Raw genomic sequence first — 18,329 nt, forward strand, 5'->3', positions numbered from 1 at the left:
GTTCTGGCCTTTTGGCTCCGAATCGCTACATTGCAAGGCAATGACAGATTTTCCGGATGACGACGACATTCCGTTTTTTGACGGACCGAAAGGCATGCCCCCGGCCCGCCCTGGCGGCGGACTGGCCGCACGCGCCATGGCCGCCCGCGAGCGGGAACGCCGTGCGGTGCCCTATCTGGATACGATGAACCCGGAGCAGCGCGAGGCCGTCGAGACGACCGAGGGCGCCGTTCTCGTGCTGGCCGGCGCCGGCACGGGCAAGACACGGGTCCTGACAACGCGCATCGCCCATATTCTCAACCTCGGCCTCGCCTTTCCCTCGCAGATCCTCGCCGTGACCTTCACCAACAAGGCCGCGCGCGAGATGAAGGAACGCATCGCCATGCTGGTCGGCGAGGCGGTGGAAGGCATGCCATGGCTCGGGACCTTTCATTCGATCGGGGTGAAGATCCTGCGCCGCCACGCCGAACTGGCCGGCCTGAAATCCAGCTTCACGATTCTCGATACCGATGACCAGATCCGCCTGCTGAAGCAGCTGATCCAGGCGGAAGGCATCGACGACAAGCGCTGGCCGGCCCGCCAGTTTGCCCAGATGATCGATGGCTGGAAGAACAAGGGTCTCTACCCCGAACAGATCGCCGAGGGCGATGCCCGTGCCTTTGCCAATGGCAAGGGCCGTGAACTCTATGCAGCCTACCAGGAGCGCCTGAAAACGCTGAACGCGGTCGATTTCGGCGACCTGCTGTGCCTGCCGATCCGCCTGTTCCGCGAGAACCCGGACGTGCTGGCGGAGTATCATCGCAAGTTTCGATACATCCTGGTCGACGAGTACCAGGACACCAACACGGCGCAATACATGTGGCTGCGCCTGATCGCGCAGCGCCGCCAGGTCCGCAAGGATGCGCCAGCCCGTGATATCGACGACGCCGTCGCGCCGGCCCAGCCGAATATCTGCTGCGTCGGCGATGACGATCAGTCGATCTATGGCTGGCGTGGCGCAGAAGTCGACAACATCCTGCGGTTCGAGAAGGATTTTCCCGGCGCCAAGGTGATCCGGCTGGAGCGCAACTATCGCTCCACTGCACATATTCTCGGCGCGGCTTCGCATCTGATCGCGCACAACGAGGGCCGGCTCGGAAAGACCCTGTTCACCGAAATGGCAGACCCGGACGACGCCCGGGTGCAGGTTCATGCCGCCTGGGATTCCGAGGAGGAAGCCCGTGCCATCGGCGAGGAGATCGAGGCGCTCCAAAGCAAGGGACATCAGCTCAACGACATGGCGATTCTCGTTCGCGCATCCTTCCAGATGCGGGAGTTCGAGGACCGTTTCGTCACGCTCGGGCTGAACTACCGGGTCATCGGCGGCCCGCGCTTCTACGAGCGCATGGAAATCCGCGATGCGCTGGCCTACTTCCGCGTCGTTTGCCAGCCGGCCGACGACCTCGCCTTCGAGCGCATCGTCAACACGCCCAAGCGCGGCCTCGGCGAGGCCACCGTCCGCCTCGTCCACGATACCGCCCGGGCCCGTTCGTGCCCGATGCTGCAGGCGGCCGCCGACCTTGTCGGCACCGAGGAACTGAAACCCAAGCCGCGCGCCGCGCTTCGTGACGTGGTGGAGAATTTCCGCCGCTGGCAGAGCCTCCTGGACAACACCCCGCATACCGAACTGGCCGAGCAGATCCTCGACGAGAGCGGCTACACCGGCATGTGGCAGAACGACCGCTCGGCCGAAGCGCCGGGCCGGCTGGAAAACCTCAAGGAACTGATCCGTTCGATGGAGGACTACGAGTCCATGCGCTCCTTCCTGGAGCACATTGCGCTAGTCATGGATGCCGAACGGGCCGAGGAAATGGACGCCGTGTCCATCATGACGCTGCATTCTGCCAAGGGACTGGAGTTCGACACCGTCTTCCTGCCCGGCTGGGAAGAGGGCCTGTTCCCCCATCAGCGCGCCCTCGACGAGGGCGGCCGCTCGGGGCTCGAGGAAGAACGCCGCCTCGCCTATGTCGGCGTCACCCGCGCCAAGCGCAACCTTCATATCTGGTTCGTCTCGAACCGGCGCATCCATGGGCTCTGGCAATCGACGATCCCGTCGCGTTTCCTCGATGAATTGCCCGAAGCCCATGTCGAGGTGGCCGAAACCGGGTCGTCCTACGGAGGCTACGGTGCCGGCGCCATGGGCCAGTATGGCGCGAGGCGAAATCCCTATGGCGAAAGCCGTTTCGACCGCATGGGCAGCGAAGCCTTTTCCAGCACCTATTCCACGCCCGGGTGGCAGCGCGCCCAGGCCAACCGGACGGAAGCGACGTCGCGCAACTGGGGCAATCGCTCCGGGCATGCGGTCGAACGCATCGGCTATGGCGAATCGGATTCCGGCCGGGGTGCCGGACGCGGATCGCCCCGCATCCGCACCATCGAGGGCGAACTCGTCGCCAAATCCGTCAGCGATGCGCCCTCTGCCTTCTCGGTCGGCGACCGCGTCTTTCACCTGAAATTCGGCAATGGGAACGTTGCCGCCGTGGACGGCAACAAGCTGACCGTGGATTTCGACAAGGCCGGCCAGAAACGCGTACTGGACAGTTTCGTCGAAAGGGTGTGAGCGATCCGGATTTTGCTGCTATCTCTGGGCGCGAAACGTCGTTGGTCGACACGCGCCACAGGAGGAAGATTTGCGTCGGATCGGCATTTTGTTCGCAATTGGGTTTTTGTCTCTCCTGCAGACGGTCTCCGGCGCGCTCGCAGCGGACGTCTACGTGATGCGGGGTCTCATGGGTTTCCTGTTTCCCGACGTCATGTATCCGCTGGCGACAGCCATCCGCCAGAGAGGCCACCACGTCGAGATGACCTCCTACCAGGCGGCGGATCGCATCGCTCAGGAAATACTTGAAAAGAAGAGAAAAAATCCGAATCTGAAGGTCGCGGTGGTCGGCCATTCGCTCGGCGGAAACGCGGTCACCACCGTGGCACAGAAACTGGCAAACAAGGGCGTCTGGATCGACTATGCAGCGGTGGTCGATGCGCCCCATCCGGGTATTGTTGCACCATCGGTGCGCGTGGTCGACAATTTCTACCAGTTCCAGAGCCCCCGCAGCCCCGTCCTTGTCGCCCGAAATCCGCAGAAGACCAGGCTGACCCAGTACAATTTCAGGAAAGAAGAACAGGGTACGGATGGCGTAAAAACGGTCCGGAAGCCGGCCAGGGGGCATTTCACGATCGCGACCGATCCCTTTGTCACCGACCGGATCATCACCATGATCGACTGCCTGGGAAAATGACAGCCGCGACGGTCACCCGTAGCGTTCGACGAAATTCCTCAGGATGCGCGCACTGGCCCGCCCGTCGCCCTTTCGGGCATTGACCGTCAGCGCCTCGGCATCGGCCGGGTCGAAATAGCCCTTGTCGCGATAGATGCGGATCCTGAGCGCGAAGACGTCGCCATCGGCTTCAGGATGGAACTGGGTCGCGTAGACGTTGCGGCCATGGCGGATCATCTGAAACGGGCAATCGGGGCCGGAGAGCAGGTGCGCGCAGTCAGGCGGTAGCGCCTGAACAGCTTCCTTGTGGCCCACGTAGGCATCGAACTCCCCGGGCACGCCGGCCAGCAGCGGGTCGCTGCGCCCCTCCTCCGTCAGCCGTGCACGTGTCACCCCCACCGGTTCCCCGAAACGCTCCTTGGAAACAGTGCCGCCGAGGTGATGCGCCAGGATGCCGATGCCATAGCAGCAACCGAGAAACGGGATGTCACGCGCGGTGATCTCGGGCATCAGGCTCATGACCTCGTCCTCGATCCGGCATTCCATTTCCGGCTTGCCGGCACGCGGATCGGAAACGCATCCCGGGCCGCCGCCCACGATCACGCCGGCATAGCCGGAAAGGTCGAGGCCGGATGGCAGGTCCTCGCGCTCCAGGCGCACGCGGTGAACCCGGTCCGCGGCAAGTCCGCCTTTCTCGACGAAGGCCTCGAATTCGTTGTCGGAGGCTTCTGCCTCGGGACGCAACTGGATGATGAGAAAACGTTTCATGGAAGAACGCAAGCCTCGGATGCACACGCCTGCCCTATGCGGCAAGACGCTGCCGATTGCAAATCGGCACGCCGTTGCAGGTCATCCGTCCATGTAAATTTCATGACAGATTGACAGCGAAATTTGACAGATATTAACACAGGCTGACACGAATTTGGTGCATTGCACCCTGAGTTTCCGTGACAAATCCCGTGTCCTGAGGCATTTCAATCCGTGAAAGGCCCGCACGGCTACATCGGTTGTTTGCCATCCCGGCATCGCAACATGATCGTGACAGGGTTTTACAACTTGACCAGATTGGCAGAGAGAAAAAAGGACATCTGCAATGTCGTACTCGCAGGACATCGATAAGGCCCGCGCGCTCATCGGCGCAAAGAATGGCACCTGGAACGCGATCGATCCGGAATCCGTGGCCCGCATGCAGGCGATGAACCGCTTCAAGACCGGCCTCGACATTGCCCGCTACACGGCAAAGATCATGCGCCAGGACATGGCCGCCTACGATGCCGACCCGGCCAACTACACCCAGTCGCTGGGCTGCTGGCACGGCTTTATCGGCCAGCAGAAGATGATCTCCATCAAGAAGCATTTCGGCACCACCAAGAGCCGCTACCTCTACCTGTCCGGCTGGATGGTCGCCGCGCTTCGCTCGGAATTCGGCCCGCTGCCCGACCAGTCCATGCACGAGAAGACGTCCGTGCCGGCCCTGATCGAGGAGCTCTACACCTTCCTTCGCCAGGCCGACGCCCGCGAACTGAACATGCTGTTCCGTGATCTCGATGCCGCCCGCGAAGCCGGCGACACCAACAAGGCCGCCGAAATCCAGCACAAGATCGACAACCACGAAACGCATATCGTTCCGATCATCGCCGACATCGACGCCGGTTTCGGCAATGCCGAGGCGACCTACCTCCTGGCCAAGAAGATGATCGAGGCCGGCGCCTGCGCCCTGCAGATCGAGAACCAGGTCTCCGACGAGAAGCAGTGCGGCCACCAGGACGGCAAGGTCACGGTTCCGCACGAGGATTTCCTGCAGAAGGTGCGCGCCTGCCGCTACGCCTTCCTGGAACTGGGCGTCGAGGACGGCGTCATAGTTACCCGGACCGACTCGCTCGGTGCCGGCCTGACCAAGCAGATCGCCTATTCCAACGAGCCGGGCGACCTGGGCGACCAGTACAATGCCTTCCTGGATTGCGAGGAAGTCGCCGTCGATGACCTGAAGCCGTCGGACGTCGTCATCAAGCGTGACGGCAAGCTGATGCGTCCCAAGCGCCTGCCCTCCAACCTGTTCCAGTTCCGCCCCGGAACCGGCGAGGACCGTTGCGTGCTCGACAGCATCACTTCGCTCCAGAACGGCGCCGACCTGATCTGGATCGAGACCGAGAAGCCGCACATCGGCCAGATCGGCGGCATGATGAACCGCATCCGCGAGGTCGTTCCGAATGCCAAGCTGGTCTACAACAATTCTCCGTCCTTCAACTGGACGCTGAACTTCCGCCAGCAGGTGTTTGATGCCTGGAAGGAAGCCGGCAAGGACGTCTCGGCCTACGATCGCGCAAGGCTGATGAGCATCGACTACGATGCCACCGATCTGGCGGCCGAAGCCGACGAGAAGATCCGCACCTTCCAGGCCGACGCGGCCCGCGAAGCCGGCATCTTCCATCACCTCATCACCCTGCCGACCTACCACACGGCGGCGCTGTCGACGGACAACCTTGCCAAGCGCTACTTCGGCGACGAGGGCATGCTGGGTTACGTCCTCAACGTCCAGCGCGAGGAAATCCGCCAGGGCATCGCCTGCGTCAAGCACCAGAACATGGCTGGTTCCGACATCGGCGACGACCACAAGGAATACTTCGCTGGTGACGCGGCCCTCAAGGCCGGCGGCAAGGAAAACACGATGAACCAGTTCGCCGCCTGACGGTGGCGTCGGGAACCGGTTGGCCGCTCCATCGCCGACCGGTTCCGGGAGGAGCAAGAAGGGCGGGCTCGCAGGAGCCCGCCCTTTCTGCATGGCCGTTGGCGCGCGGCCGCCGGGTTTGCCGTCGTGCCACCATGGCCCCGGTCACGATGCGCACGTCGTGCCCCCTCGCCTTTTGGACGGAATGCGGCTAGAGCAGCGTGCGGATACAACAGGAGACCGGCAGACATGGACGTGAATGATTCCAACGGCGCGCTTCTGGCGGAAGGCGACAGCGTTTCCGTTATCAAGGACCTGAAGGTCAAGGGCTCGTCTTCGGTCGTCAAGCGCGGAACCGTCTTCAAGGGCATTCATCTTTCCGATGATCCGGAACTGATCGAGGTCCGCTCCAAGCAGGTCAAGGGCCTGATGCTGCGTACGGAATTCGTGAAGAAGGCCTGAGCCTTCGCATGCACGCCCCGCGCCCCAGCCACGATGTGATCGTCCTCGGTGCGGGCGCCGCCGGGCTGATGTGCGCCGGCCGGGCCGGACAGGCCGGCCTGCAGGTCGCACTCATCGACCATGCGGAGGCCCCCGGGAAAAAGATCCTGATTTCCGGCGGCGGTCGCTGCAACTTCACCAATCGCAGCGTTTCCGCGGCCAACTTCCATTCGGCGAACCCCCACTTTGCCAAGTCGGCCCTTGGCCGCTATCGCCCGGCAGATTTCATTGCGCTGATCGAGCGCCACGGGATTGCGTGGCACGAAAAGACTCTCGGACAGCTCTTTTGCGACGGCTCGGCACGCCAGGTCGTCGACATGCTCCTGAGCGAATGCCCTGCCGAAAAGGTCGAGCTGCTGCTTGGACATGCCGTTTCGGATATCCGCCACGATGGTGCCCTGTTTCACCTCGCCCGCGATAGCGCCATGCTGTCGGCGCCCGCGCTGGTGATTGCGACCGGAGGCCCCTCGATTCCGAAACTGGGCGCGACCGGTCTTGCCTACGATATCGCCCGTCAGTTCGGCTGCAAGGTGGTTGTGCCGCGTCCGGCCCTCGTTCCACTCACGCTCCCGCCGGCCGACCTCCTGTTCCGCGAACTGTCCGGCATCGCCACCGAGGTCATCGCCACCGCGGGCAAAGCCCGCTTCCGCGAAGCGGCCCTTTTCACCCACAAGGGCCTCTCCGGCCCGGCCATCCTCCAGGTCTCGTCCTACTGGAAGCCTGGCGAGGCCATTGCCGTCGACTTCCTGCCTGGCGCGCCGCCCGACTGGCTGCGACAGGCAAAAAGGGAACACCCCAGGGCGCAGGTCAAGACCGCCCTGGCCGCCCGCCTCCCCGATCGCCTTGCCGCGGCACTGTCGGAAAAGATCGATCAGCCCGGCAACCTGGCAGACATGCCGGACAAACGCCTTTCGCAGATCGAATCGCGGCTCGCATCCTGGGCCTTTCACCCCAACGGCACCGAGGGCTTCGCCAAGGCCGAGGTGACGTCCGGCGGCGTGTCCACGGACTTCCTGTCGTCGAAGTCCATGGCAACGAAACATCTGCCCGGGCTGTACTTCATCGGCGAGGGCGTCGATGTCACGGGATGGCTTGGCGGCTACAATTTCCAATGGGCCTGGGCATCCGCGGTTGCCGCAGCCAATGCCCTGGCGACAAGGAGGACAGCGTGATGACAACACTGGTTCTGGTTCCCGGCCTGCTGTGCGACCATGCCAGCTGGTCGACAATTCCCGGGCGCCTTGCGCGGCGGCTTCCCGTGGTCATGGCCGACATCACCACGCAGGAAAGCATTCCGGACATGGCCGCGAGCATTCTTGCCCGTGTTGCCGGTCCTGTCCTCGTCGCCGGTCATTCCCTGGGAGGCCGGGTCGCTTTCGAGATGTGGCGCCAGGCGCCGGGCCGCATCGCGGGCCTCGCGGCCCTGGATACGGGAACAACGGCCTACAAGGAGGGCGAGGAGAAATTGCGCGCCCGCCGCGTCGCGCTGGCGCATGAAGAAGGAATGCATGCGCTGGCCAAGGACTGGCTGCCGCCGTTCGTCCACCCGGCGCGCCATGCCGACCTGGCCTTGATGGGTACGCTGACAGCCATGGTCGAACGCATGACGCCCGAAATCCACGAGCGCCAGATCAAGGCGTTGCTATCGCGTCCGGATGCCGGGCCCGTTCTGCCGACCATCACCTGTCCGGCACTGGCGGCAACCGGCAGCCACGACCGGTGGAGCCCGCCCGCAGACCACGAGGCCATGGCCGCACAAATGAAGGACGCCGAGTGCATCACCTTTGAAGAGGCCGGGCATTTCACTATCGCCGAGCAACCGGAAACGGTGGCGGTCGCTCTGGAAAAATGGATCGGGCGCTGCCTGGCCGCCTGATCAGGCCCGTTCGGGCCGGACCATACGCTCCATCACGCCGGATTTGAAATAGAACCGGTGCGCCAGGGCGCCCCCAACATGCAGCAGGACGAGCGCGATCAGCGGGATCCGCAGGATTTCATGCACCTCGCCGGCATCGTTGATACCTCCGAACCAGGCGACAACGCCGGTAAGCGGCATGGCCAGCATCAGCAGGTAGAGAAGGACGTGGGTAGCGCCCGCGGTGAAGCGCAGCGCCGCCGGCTCATTCGCGGGCGCCTGCGGGGCACCGCGCGTGAACCGCAGCCACAGGCGCCAGAGCGCGAAGACCCCGACAGCGACACCGAACCAGACATGCGCCTGGGCCATCAGCGCTGTCGTGGAATCGACGGTTTCATTGCGACGGAATGCCCGCCAGGCCGCCACCATCCCCTCGTGAAAGATGATCTGCACGATAATGATGAGCGCGACCACCCAGTGAAGCGCGATCTGCGTGAGCGAATAACCGGACCGCTGCAAAAGTGCCATGAGGACTCTCCCTGCCTTGACATTGTCATGCAAGTTTATCGGGAAAATTGGAATGCATACAAACGGATATTTCCGGAATTCCACCGCCCGGCGCAGGCGGTGGCGAGAACACTCATGCAGCGATCGGTTTGACCGCCCGCTTGTAGAGATGCCAGGTGGCATGGCCAAGCACAGGCAGAACGACCAGCAGGCCGAGAAACACCGGCAGCGAGCCGAGAATCACGGCCAGCGTCACCACAACGCCCCAGCCGAGCATGACCGGAGGATTGGCGAGCACCGCCTTGAAGGAGGTGATCATCGCCGTGACGATATCCAGTTCGCGCTCCATCAGCAGCGGGACCGAGATCACCGTGATGCTGAACAGGATCAGCGCCAGAACCGCGCCGATGACATGCCCGATGGCGAGGAAGAGCCATCCCGTCGGCGTGGTGAAGACGATCTCCAGGAAGCGGTCCAGTGTCGAGAAGGACATGCGGCCGAGCACCAGGGCAATCAGCAGCCGCACCTGGTACATCCAGATCCAGAAGATGAACAGCATGACAAATGCCATCCAGGACAGTTCGCGAAACCTTTGCTGCCAAACGAACCCGAGGACCGCGCTCCAGGACAAGGGCTCACCTTTTTCCAGCCGCCGGCTGACCTCGTAGAGCCCGACGGCTGCGAACGGTCCGATCAGGGGAAAGCCGATGGCAAAGGGATAGATCAGCCAGGGCATCGACCAGCGCGTGATGGCCAGCACGATCACCACCCCGGCCAGCGCGAACACGCCGCCGAAGAAGAGCCCGTAAAGCGGCGCGCGGGCAAAATCGGCCGCCCCCTGTCGAAGCACGGCCTTCAGATCGGCAACCGTGATGACGTTCACCTCCGGCATCGCCGGTACGGCAGGTGAAGTGGCTTTGTTGTGATCCGGTTGCGCCATGGCCATGACATGCCTCCCATTGTCCGCGCCCCCTTCACTGAAAGGGTCCCTCCGCGCGTTAACTCCGTGGAATTGAAGGCACTCCCGGGCATGGTTGCAAGATGTATCTGAAAGAATCAATTCCGCAGTGCAGCAAGGCAGAGCGCCCCGGGCCGCAGCTGGCAGGACTAAATCAGTGGTTTAGGACCATTTTTCCACGAATTCCATCGGTTGCATCGACTGCATGTCCGGAATGGCCTGGAACAGCTTCTCATCGGGCCAGTCCCACCAAGCAAGGGCCATCAGGGCATCGCAGACAGGTTGCTCGAAACGCCGCCGGATGATTCGTGCCGGCACACCCGCGACAATCGTGTAGGGATCGACATCCCGTGTCACGACGCTGTTGGCCCCGATCACGGCGCCCGTCCCCACGGTCAAACCGGGCATGATCACCGCGCCATGGCCGATCCAGACATCGTGCCCGATCGCCACCGGCCGATCCATGCGCCGCTGGCGGAAGGCCTGGTCGACGGGAAGGAAACGGAAGTACTCGTTGGGACGATAGCTGACCTTGTGGCTCGTCACGCGCTCCGTCGGGTGTTCCAGCGCGTTGATCCGCGTATTGGCGGCGATCGAGCAGAAGGCGCCGATTGTCGCATAGGCGGCTTCGCCATGCCGTTCGAAGTAGGAATAGGCGCCGAGCGTGACATCGCGCAGGACAACCCGTTCCCCGATCACGCAATGACGCGCCAGCCGGCAGCCTTTCATGTTGGCGGTCGGGTGTATCCTGGGTTCGCTGTCGCGAAACCGGAGCGGTCCATCGTCGTCGCGTGTCATGGTGCCAGATTTACGTTGACGACACAGGCGCGGCAAGCCGCCTTGCCGGTTCCGGTCAGGGCTTGCCCTCGCTCCAGGCAACGTCCTGGCCGTACAGCGGCACCGTCGAGATCGACATTTTTGCCGACCCGTCCTGCACCTGCCGGGAATGCGCAAGGTAGATCAGCGTGTCGTGCGCCTTGTCGTAGATCCGCTTCACCACGAGCTGTTTCCAGATCAGCGACTGGCGCTGCTTGAACACCTCCTCGCCATCCTCGCCGAGGTCGATCTTGCCGATCGAGATCGGCCCGGTCTGGCGGCAGGCGATGGAGGAATTGGATGGATCTTCGAACCAGTTGCCCTTCTGCAGGCGGTCGATGATGCCGCGGTCGAAATAGGCCACGTGACAGGTCACCCCTTGCACCTGCGGGTCGGTGATCGCTTCGATGATGATGTCATTGCCAAGCCAGTCCACGCCGACTTCGCCAACCTGTTCGGCGCGCAAGGGCAGAGCCGATGCGGCGGCCACCAGGCAGCCTGCTGCAAGGACTTTGGCGAGTTTGATCATGGGTCGTTTCCTTTCGGCAGAGTGGCAGGCCAGGCGGGTAGGCTGCCCGTTCCGAAAGCCAATATGGGTAACCTGCCCGCCGAGTTCCACATGCGGCGCTTCGCCCTTTGCCGCGCCAGCTCCGGAGCGCTATAAGAGCGGCATGAACGAGGTCGGACATCACAAGCTGTCGGTCTATATCCTTGCAACGGCCGGTCTCGCACTCGTCGCAGGGGTAATCGGGCTGGCCTTCGCCGGCTGGCTGGACCATGGCGCAGCCTTGTTCCTGGCGCTGGCGGAAGCAGGCCTCTCACTCTGCATGTAGACTTCTCGAAAGCGGAAAGAAAACAACATGATGCGCGGCGTTCTCTACGCGATCCTTGCGGCCGTGGTGCTTGCGACAGGTGTACTCGGCTACACGGCCTATCGAACGGTGAACCAGAACGGTGGCACGTTCGGCGGCCCCTTCACCCTCACCGACATGTACGGCAACGAGATCACGGAGAAGGCGCTGCGGGGTCAGCCCGTGGCGATCTATTTCGGCTTTACCCACTGCCCGGAGGTCTGCCCGACGACCCTTTACGAGCTCAACGGCTGGCTATCCAAGCTGGGCCCGGAAGGCCGGAACATCAAGGCATTCTTCTTCACCGTCGATCCCGAACGCGATTCGCCGGAAATGCTCAAGGACTACATCACCAATGTCACCGACCGCGTTGTCGGCATTTCCGGCGATCCGGCGGAAATCGCCAAGGTGATCAAGGACTACAAGATCTACGCCAAGAAGGTGCCGACGGACGACGGCAAGGACTACACAATGGACCACACCGCCTCTGTCCTGCTGCTGAACGCCAACGGCGGCTTCGAGGGCACGATCGCCTATGGCGAGAATCCCGACACCGCCATGGCCAAGCTTCGCCGGCTGGCGGCGGGCTGAACCCTGCGGCGGCTGTCGCGTTGACCGCGCGCGCAAGCCCGGTAGAGTGACGGCAGGACGCTGGTCCTCCCGGCCGTGTTCATGATGGGGAACGACAATGGATGTGGTCGGCCTGAAGATGGCGAGCCTGGCGGCGGCAGGGATCGGTGCCCAGTGGCTGGCCTGGCGCATGAAGATACCCGCGATCGTCCTCCTGCTGGTGGCTGGCGCGCTGGTGGGCCCGGTGACCGGTTTCATCGATCCTGCCCGCGATTTCGGTGACATCTACCGTCCCGCGGTTTCCCTCGCCGTTGCCATCATCCTGTTCGAAGGCGGACTGACGCTCAATTTCAAGGAAATCTCCGAGACGTCGACAGCCGTCCGCCGCCTGATCCTGCTCGGTGGTCCCCTGATCTGGACGATGACCGCTCTGGCGGCCCACTATGTCGGCGGACTGTCATGGCCGACTGCGACCGTGCTCGGCGCCATCCTCGTCGTCACCGGTCCCACGGTGATCATGCCGCTGCTGCGCCAGGCGCGCCTGACGCAACGACCGGCCTCGCTGCTTCGCTGGGAGGCCATCGTCAACGACGCGATCGGCGCCCTGTTCGCCGTCGTGGCCTTCGAAATCTTCCTCGTACTGCATGGCTCGCACCAGGCCAACACGCTCATCGTGTCAGTCATCACGGCTTTTGTCGCCGCAGTTGCCGGCGGCATCATCGTCGGCCGGTTCATCGCCTGGACCTTCATTCGCGGTCTGGTGCCGGAATACCTGAAGGCGCCCATTCTCTTCGCCGCTGTCCTGATTGCATTCGTGGCTACCAACCTGATCCTCGAGGAAGCAGGGCTGCTTACCGTCACGGTGATGGGCATCACCCTGGCCAACACCCGCATCGCCAGCCTGACGGAAATGCGCCGGTTCAAGGAAACCGTGACGGTTCTCCTCGTATCGGCCCTCTTCGTGCTTCTGACCGCCGCGCTCGACGTCGACGCGATCCGGGCACTGGACTGGCGCGCCGCTGCCTTCGTCGGCCTCGTCATGTTCGTGATTCGCCCGGCTGCCGTTTTCCTTGCCACCTTTGGCACGAAGCTCACCTGGCGGGAGAGATTGCTTGTTGCCTGGATTGCCCCGCGCGGCATCGTTGCCGTCGCGGTCTCCGGACTGTTCGGCGCCGCGCTGGCGGACAACGGCGTGGAAGACGCGTCGCTCATGGTGGCCTTCGCCTTCGCAGTCGTCGTCACGACGATCGTTGCGCACGGCTTCACCCTCTCGCCGCTGGCCAGCACCTTGGGCCTTCGCTCTGCCGAAAGCCCCGGTGTACTCATCGTCGGCGGCTCGGGCTTTGCAACGAGCCTCGCCCGCAAGCTGAAGGAACTGAATGTACCGGTGCTCATCGCCGACACGGAGTGGGAACGCATCCGTGAAGCCCGCCTGTCCGATATTCCGGTCTATTTCGGAGAGGTGCTGTCGGAGGATGCGCATCACTCGCTCGCCCTGAACCGCTACCAGAACGTGATTGCCGCAACACCCAACGACGCCTACAACACCTTGGTCTGCACCGACCTGGGGCCGGAAGTCGGGCGCAGCCATGTCTTCCAGATTGGCAGCGCGAAGGAACGCTCGGAGCGGCTTGCGCTCAATTTCACGCTGGGCGGACGCCCCCTCACCCGCGAGCCGGCCCTGGGCTGGTTCGATTTCCAGGTCAACATCGCTCGCGGCTGGGGAATCCAGGCCACGCGCCTGTCGGAGGAGTTTACCTTTGACAAATATCTGGAAACCCGGGCAGAAGGCACGCGCATGATCCTGTGGCGCAAGCCATCGGGCCAGTTGGTCTTCGCATCGACCACCGGCAAGGATGTCGTGCCGCAGGCCGAAACCGTCATTCTTTCCTTCGCTCCGCCCAAGGCCGATGGCCAGGCAAGGTCCACCCGATCCAGGCAGGACGAGAAGGAACCGCAACCGGATATCCGAACGTGAGCCAGATCCGCTACCACTTCACAGCCCAAAAGAAACCGGCTTACGCAGCCAGTGATCGCCTCGAGTTCCAGTTCGAGGACGAAGCCTTTCCCATCGCGGTCCTCGAGGTGAACGAAGCGGCGGAACTCTTCGAGGTCTCGGTCTACGCCGAGGACAGCTTCGCCGGCATCGACGAGGCGATAGCGGCGGTGATGCGGGATCTGGGCATCGGCGGCCAGTTGCAGGCCGAAACCGTCCCCGACATTGACTGGGTCAGCAAGTCGCTCGAAGGTCTGGCGCCGGTGCGTGCGGGGCGCTTTCTCGTCCATGGCGGCCACGATCGCGACAAGGTGCGCACCGGCGACATCGCCATCGAGATCGAGGCCGGCCAGGCCTTCGGCACCGGCCATCACGGCACGACGGCCGGCTGCCTTGAAATGATCGACCGGATCGTGCAGCGGGAACGCCCGCTCAACGCGCTGGATCTGGGCACCGGGTCGGCCGTCCTGGCCATTGCCCTGGCCAAGCGGGGCCGCATCCCGGTCCTCGCCACGGATATCGATCCCGTGGCCGTCGATGTCGCGAGGAGCAATGTTCGGCTCAATGGCGCCGAGCGCCTCGTCACCTGCGTCACCGCGACCGGTTTTCGAAATCGCGCACTCATCGAGTCGAAGCCGTTCGACCTGATCGTCGCCAACATCCTCGCCCGGCCCCTGATGAAACTGGCGCCGGAGATGGCCAATCATCTTGCGCCAGGCGGGTCCGTGATCCTGTCGGGCATCCTCGCCGGGCAGCGCCGGGCCGTTATCGCAGCCTACCGCGGCCAGGGCTTTGCCCACGCGCGCACGATCTGGCGCGAAGGATGGGTGACGATCCATCTCAAGCGGTAGGGAAAGTCACAAGCGGGGTCAGGGAGACGGGACCGAAAGCCGATTCTCCGCCCTGGCGTCGGTCAATGCCCGGCGCGTGCACCAGACCCCATGCCTGACATGAAAAAAGCGGCCGTTGAAGGCCGCTTTTTTTCACTCGATCGGGGAAGCCCGATCAGAGATAGGAGGCGGAGTAGCCCTTGCGGCGCAGGTCCGAGCGGGAATAGCCGCGAGCCTTCAGCGTCTCGTCATCGAGCATCAGGAGGGCGCCGTTGACATACTGGTTGGCCTGGCGCTGGCGGGCTTCCACCATGGCGTCGTAGGCATTGCGAAGAAAACCGCGAGACTTGGTCGGCATTTGTCTGTCCTCTTTGTCTTGGACTGCTGAACTCTTGTTGAGTTGAAGATAGGCACGTCCAGGCCATGCAACCAGAGACAATGCTGCATGGCACCCTTGCGTATTGTGCATGTGCGAAATAACCATTTCGCAACGCACCATCCGAAGGATCGGACAGGCGCCCATGGACAGCGTGCATGGGCTTGGCTACCGTCCCGCCGGCTTCACCATTCGTAGCGCCAAGGCAAAGCCGAGGGGACCTTCCAACATGCACGGACCGCATTTCCAGTCATTCGAATCAGCTTCCGATGCCGGCCAGTCCGCGCCGAGGATGCAGCGTCTCCGCGCAATTCTCACCGAATGGAAGATCGATGGCGTCCTCGTGCCCCGCTCCGACGAACACCAGGGCGAATACGTCGCGCCTTACGCGGAACGGCTTTCATGGCTGACGGGGTTCACCGGTTCTGCCGGCGTGGCGCTGGCCATGGCGGAGAAGGCGCTCATCTTTGTCGACGGGCGATATACCGAACAGGTACGCCTGCAGACCGATGCAGCGATCTTTGGCTACGAGGACCTGGTGGCCAATCCTCCGGCATCATGGATCGAAGCCAACTGGCCGAAAGGTGCCCGCCTCGGTATCGACCCCTGGCTGCATACCATCGGCGAAGCCGATCGCCTGCGACAGGCCATCGAGAAGGCCGGCGGCGAACTGGTCATGCTGGATCGCAACCCCGTCGATGCCGTCCGGACGGACCGGCCTGCCCCGCCTCTTGAACCGGTCGTCATCCATCCGCTGGAAAGAGCGGGCGTTCTCGCCCGTGACAAGCTGGCCGGACTTGCGGCCGAGGTGGCGGCGGCACGAGCCGACGAATGCGTCATTACCGATCCGTCCTCGTTGGCATGGATGTTCAACATTCGCGGATCGGATGTGCCGCACACGCCGCTGGCGCTCGGCTTTGGCATCGTATCGGCCCGGGGCAACCACCAGCTCTTCATGGACAAGCGCAAGATGAGCCGGACCGTCGAGGCCTATCTCACGCAGCTTTGCGACATCCGCCCGCCGTCCGAACTGGATGACGCCGTTGTCGCCCTGGCGAAAGAAGGCAAGGCAATCGGCCTCGACCCGCAACTGGCCGCTGAAAAGCTGCGGCTGCTCGTCACCGGCAATGGCGGCCAGTGTGTCGCCATGCCGGACCCGGCCCGCCTTCCGCGCGCCTGCAAGAATGCAACGGAACTCCAGGGAAGCCGTGCCGCGCATCACCGGGACGGTGTCGCCATGGCCCGTTTCCTGGCCTGGCTGGACCGGCAGGAACCGGGAACCGTTACAGAGACCAGCGCGGTGACGGCTCTGGAGAGTGCCCGCGCACAGGCGGGAACCGAAGCCCAGATGCCGCTGAAGGACATTTCCTTCGATACCATTTCCGGCGCCGGTCCCAACGGCTCGATCATGCATTACCGGGTTACCAATCAGACCAGCCGTACCCTCGTCCAGGGAGAGCTCTACCTCGTCGATTCCGGCGGCCAGTATGAGGACGGAACCACGGACATCACCCGCACGGTTCCTGTTGGCGAGCCGACCGGGGAAATGCGCGAACGCTACACCATCGTGCTGAAGGGCCTCATCTCGGTCTCGACGATCCGCTTCCCCGCCGGCACCCGCGGCTGCGACATCGACCCGCTTGCACGGGCGGCCCACTGGAAGGCGGGGATCGACTTTGCCCATGGGACCGGGCACGGCGTCGGATCCTACCTGGCCGTGCACGAAGGGCCGCAGCGCATTGCCAAGTCAGGCATCCAGCCCCTCAAGGAGGGAATGATCCTGTCCAACGAGCCCGGCTACTACAAGCCGGGTCACTACGGCATACGGCTTGAGAACCTGATCGCAGTCACGCCCCTGCAGCATGTTCCGGGTGGCGATATCCCGATGCATGGTTTCGAAACGCTGACACTGTGCCCTTTCGACCGCCGCCTGATCGTTTCATCCATGCTGACCCGCGAGGAGGTCGACTGGCTTGATGCCTACCATGCGCGGGTGGAGCAGGATCTCGGACCGGCCCTGGAGGGCCCGGATCAGGCCTGGCTGAAAACCGCCTGCGCGCCGCTGGACCGGCCGGCTAGCCGCCCAACTGCCTGAGACCCACGATCAGCGCCCAGCCGCCAGCGAAGACCGCCACCCCGGGCAGACGGGTCACCGCGGCGCCAACCAGCACAAGCGTCAGCGCCTCGCGCCAGTCGCCCTTCAGGAAGGACGGCGCAACGAGAGTGGTCAGCACGGCAGCCGGAACCGCGTTCAGTGCACGGTCGACACGCCGCGGAATCCGCTCGAACCGTGACAGGATCAGGTACCCGCCGGCGCGCGTCGCATAGGTCGCCAGGGCACCGGCAATCGTGATCCAGAAGATGGACGTCATTCGATGCCTCCGGCGGGACTGGCGTCCTCCTTGGGAATCGGCATAGCCATGGCCACGGCGATTCCAACTGCGGCGCCGAGAGAGACATGCCAGGGCGACCCCACGACGTGCTCGGCAATGACGGAAGCGAGTCCGCTCGAGACGACGACCGGAATGAAGCTTTTACGCTGACGGAAGCCCATGACCATGATGAGAAAATAGATCGGCAGAACGAAGTCGAGCCCCAGCGCATGCGGGTCGCTGATCAGGTTGCCGAAACTGGCCCCGACCCACGTGTCGGCAATCCAGAAGGCGTAAATTGGCAGCGCCATGGCTGCATACCAGCGCCATGTCACGCGCAGACCGTGCTCGCGCCGCCGCTCGGTCTCGGCAAACTGGGGATCGACCAGAAGGAAAAAGGCGAGCGCCATCCGGGCGGTGCCCCAGGGCCGGAAGATCCGGCCCACCGCGGCGGAATAGAGAACGTGGCGGAAATTCACCGCGAAGATCGACAGCACGATCAACCAAGGCGCAACCGTCGTTCCGAACAGTTCCAGCCCCACCATCTGGCTGGCACCGGCGAAGATGGTGGCGCTCATGAACACCGCTTCAAAGGTCGTGAACCCGTGCTTGACCGCGATCGCACCGAACAGCAGGCCGAACGGCATCGACGACAGCACCACGGGAATGCTGGCTTTGAGCCCCTCGATGATTTCCGAGCGGGGCGGGCGAATGTCGGGCGGTTTGTGCATGGCCGGCGGACGATATGTCAGTCCTGCTGACCTGTCACGACAAT

At 63.5% G+C, this 18,329-nt stretch carries 19 protein-coding genes; 11 read left to right on the plus strand and 8 right to left on the minus strand.

Annotated features, from left to right (window positions below):
- The first annotated feature begins 40 nt into the window (after positions 1-40).
- Positions 41-2,599, plus strand: coding sequence for an ATP-dependent helicase (locus tag CSC94_RS07630; protein WP_099305564.1), 2,559 nt, complete (start codon positions 41-43; stop codon positions 2,597-2,599).
- A 70-nt stretch (positions 2,600-2,669) separates the two neighbouring features.
- Entirely contained in the window at positions 2,670-3,275 is a 606-nt protein-coding gene (locus CSC94_RS07635; protein ID WP_099305566.1) for a lipase family protein, read from the plus strand.
- Positions 3,276-3,287: 12 nt separating this feature from the next.
- Here the strand turns inward: CSC94_RS07635 and CSC94_RS07640 are convergent, their stop codons facing one another.
- Complete coding sequence (locus CSC94_RS07640; RefSeq protein ID WP_099305568.1) at positions 3,288-4,022, minus strand: glutamine amidotransferase; 735 nt, start codon at positions 4,020-4,022, stop codon at positions 3,288-3,290.
- 325 nt (positions 4,023-4,347) lie between these two features.
- Between CSC94_RS07640 and CSC94_RS07645 the strand changes: the two genes are divergently transcribed.
- The 4 genes from CSC94_RS07645 (at position 4,348) to CSC94_RS07660 (ending at position 8,299) form a co-directional block, all read left to right on the plus strand.
- Complete coding sequence (locus CSC94_RS07645) at positions 4,348-5,943, plus strand: isocitrate lyase (protein WP_099305570.1); 1,596 nt, start codon at positions 4,348-4,350, stop codon at positions 5,941-5,943.
- A gap of 228 nt (positions 5,944-6,171) precedes the next feature.
- Positions 6,172-6,384 (plus strand): alkylphosphonate utilization protein, encoded by a 213-nt coding sequence (locus CSC94_RS07650; RefSeq protein WP_099305572.1) that lies wholly within the window; start codon positions 6,172-6,174, stop codon positions 6,382-6,384.
- 8 nt (positions 6,385-6,392) lie between these two features.
- Positions 6,393-7,595 (plus strand): BaiN/RdsA family NAD(P)/FAD-dependent oxidoreductase, encoded by a 1,203-nt coding sequence (locus CSC94_RS07655; protein ID WP_099305574.1) that lies wholly within the window; start codon positions 6,393-6,395, stop codon positions 7,593-7,595.
- Positions 7,595-8,299, plus strand: a complete 705-nt coding sequence (locus tag CSC94_RS07660; RefSeq protein WP_099305576.1) for an alpha/beta fold hydrolase — start codon at positions 7,595-7,597, stop codon at positions 8,297-8,299. The genes CSC94_RS07655 and CSC94_RS07660 overlap by 1 nt, the downstream gene beginning before the upstream one ends.
- Here CSC94_RS07660 and CSC94_RS07665 read toward each other — a convergent pair whose 3' ends face one another.
- The 4 genes from CSC94_RS07665 to CSC94_RS07680 form a co-directional block, all read right to left on the minus strand.
- Entirely contained in the window at positions 8,300-8,806 is a 507-nt protein-coding gene (locus CSC94_RS07665; RefSeq protein ID WP_165784361.1) for a cytochrome b, read from the minus strand. It lies immediately after the preceding gene.
- A 112-nt stretch (positions 8,807-8,918) separates the two neighbouring features.
- Positions 8,919-9,731, minus strand: a complete 813-nt coding sequence (locus tag CSC94_RS07670; RefSeq protein WP_342585945.1) for a DUF2189 domain-containing protein — start codon at positions 9,729-9,731, stop codon at positions 8,919-8,921.
- A 174-nt stretch (positions 9,732-9,905) separates the two neighbouring features.
- A complete protein-coding gene (locus CSC94_RS07675) occupies positions 9,906-10,541 on the minus strand; it encodes a DapH/DapD/GlmU-related protein (RefSeq protein WP_099305580.1) in 636 nt (211 codons plus the stop codon).
- Between the two features lie 55 nt (positions 10,542-10,596).
- Positions 10,597-11,088 carry a CreA family protein gene (locus tag CSC94_RS07680; protein ID WP_099305582.1) on the minus strand — a complete coding sequence of 164 codons (492 nt, stop codon included), beginning with the start codon at positions 11,086-11,088 and terminating at the stop codon, positions 10,597-10,599.
- Positions 11,089-11,230: 142 nt separating this feature from the next.
- On the opposite strand from CSC94_RS07680, the gene CSC94_RS24595 reads away from it, so the two are divergent.
- The 4 genes from CSC94_RS24595 (at position 11,231) to CSC94_RS07700 (ending at position 14,827) form a co-directional block, all read left to right on the plus strand.
- Entirely contained in the window at positions 11,231-11,392 is a 162-nt protein-coding gene (locus CSC94_RS24595) for a hypothetical protein (RefSeq protein ID WP_099305584.1), read from the plus strand.
- Between the two features lie 30 nt (positions 11,393-11,422).
- The gene (locus CSC94_RS07690; protein WP_099305975.1) at positions 11,423-12,001 is read left to right on the plus strand and encodes an SCO family protein; all 579 of its coding nucleotides are present in this window, start codon (positions 11,423-11,425) and stop codon (positions 11,999-12,001) included.
- Positions 12,002-12,098: 97 nt separating this feature from the next.
- Positions 12,099-13,958 carry a cation:proton antiporter gene (locus CSC94_RS07695; protein ID WP_099305586.1) on the plus strand — a complete coding sequence of 620 codons (1,860 nt, stop codon included), beginning with the start codon at positions 12,099-12,101 and terminating at the stop codon, positions 13,956-13,958.
- The gene (locus CSC94_RS07700; RefSeq protein ID WP_099305588.1) at positions 13,955-14,827 is read left to right on the plus strand and encodes a 50S ribosomal protein L11 methyltransferase; all 873 of its coding nucleotides are present in this window, start codon (positions 13,955-13,957) and stop codon (positions 14,825-14,827) included. The genes CSC94_RS07695 and CSC94_RS07700 overlap by 4 nt, the downstream gene beginning before the upstream one ends.
- A gap of 154 nt (positions 14,828-14,981) precedes the next feature.
- Here the strand turns inward: CSC94_RS07700 and CSC94_RS07705 are convergent, their stop codons facing one another.
- On the minus strand, positions 14,982-15,164 hold the full coding sequence (locus CSC94_RS07705) for a hypothetical protein (RefSeq protein WP_099305590.1): 183 nt from the start codon (positions 15,162-15,164) through the stop codon (positions 14,982-14,984).
- A 247-nt stretch (positions 15,165-15,411) separates the two neighbouring features.
- On the opposite strand from CSC94_RS07705, the gene CSC94_RS07710 reads away from it, so the two are divergent.
- On the plus strand, positions 15,412-17,277 hold the full coding sequence (locus tag CSC94_RS07710; RefSeq protein ID WP_099305976.1) for an aminopeptidase P family protein: 1,866 nt from the start codon (positions 15,412-15,414) through the stop codon (positions 17,275-17,277).
- Here the strand turns inward: CSC94_RS07710 and CSC94_RS07715 are convergent.
- The gene (locus tag CSC94_RS07715; protein ID WP_099305592.1) at positions 17,258-17,554 is read right to left on the minus strand and encodes an AzlD family protein; all 297 of its coding nucleotides are present in this window, start codon (positions 17,552-17,554) and stop codon (positions 17,258-17,260) included. The genes CSC94_RS07710 and CSC94_RS07715 overlap by 20 nt on opposite strands.
- Positions 17,551-18,285 carry an AzlC family ABC transporter permease gene (locus CSC94_RS07720; protein ID WP_099305594.1) on the minus strand — a complete coding sequence of 245 codons (735 nt, stop codon included), beginning with the start codon at positions 18,283-18,285 and terminating at the stop codon, positions 17,551-17,553. The genes CSC94_RS07715 and CSC94_RS07720 overlap by 4 nt, the downstream gene beginning before the upstream one ends.
- Between the last annotated feature and the right edge of the window lie 44 nt (positions 18,286-18,329).

This window comes from Zhengella mangrovi (assembly GCF_002727065.1).
Taxonomy (GTDB): domain Bacteria; phylum Pseudomonadota; class Alphaproteobacteria; order Rhizobiales; family Rhizobiaceae; genus Zhengella; species Zhengella mangrovi.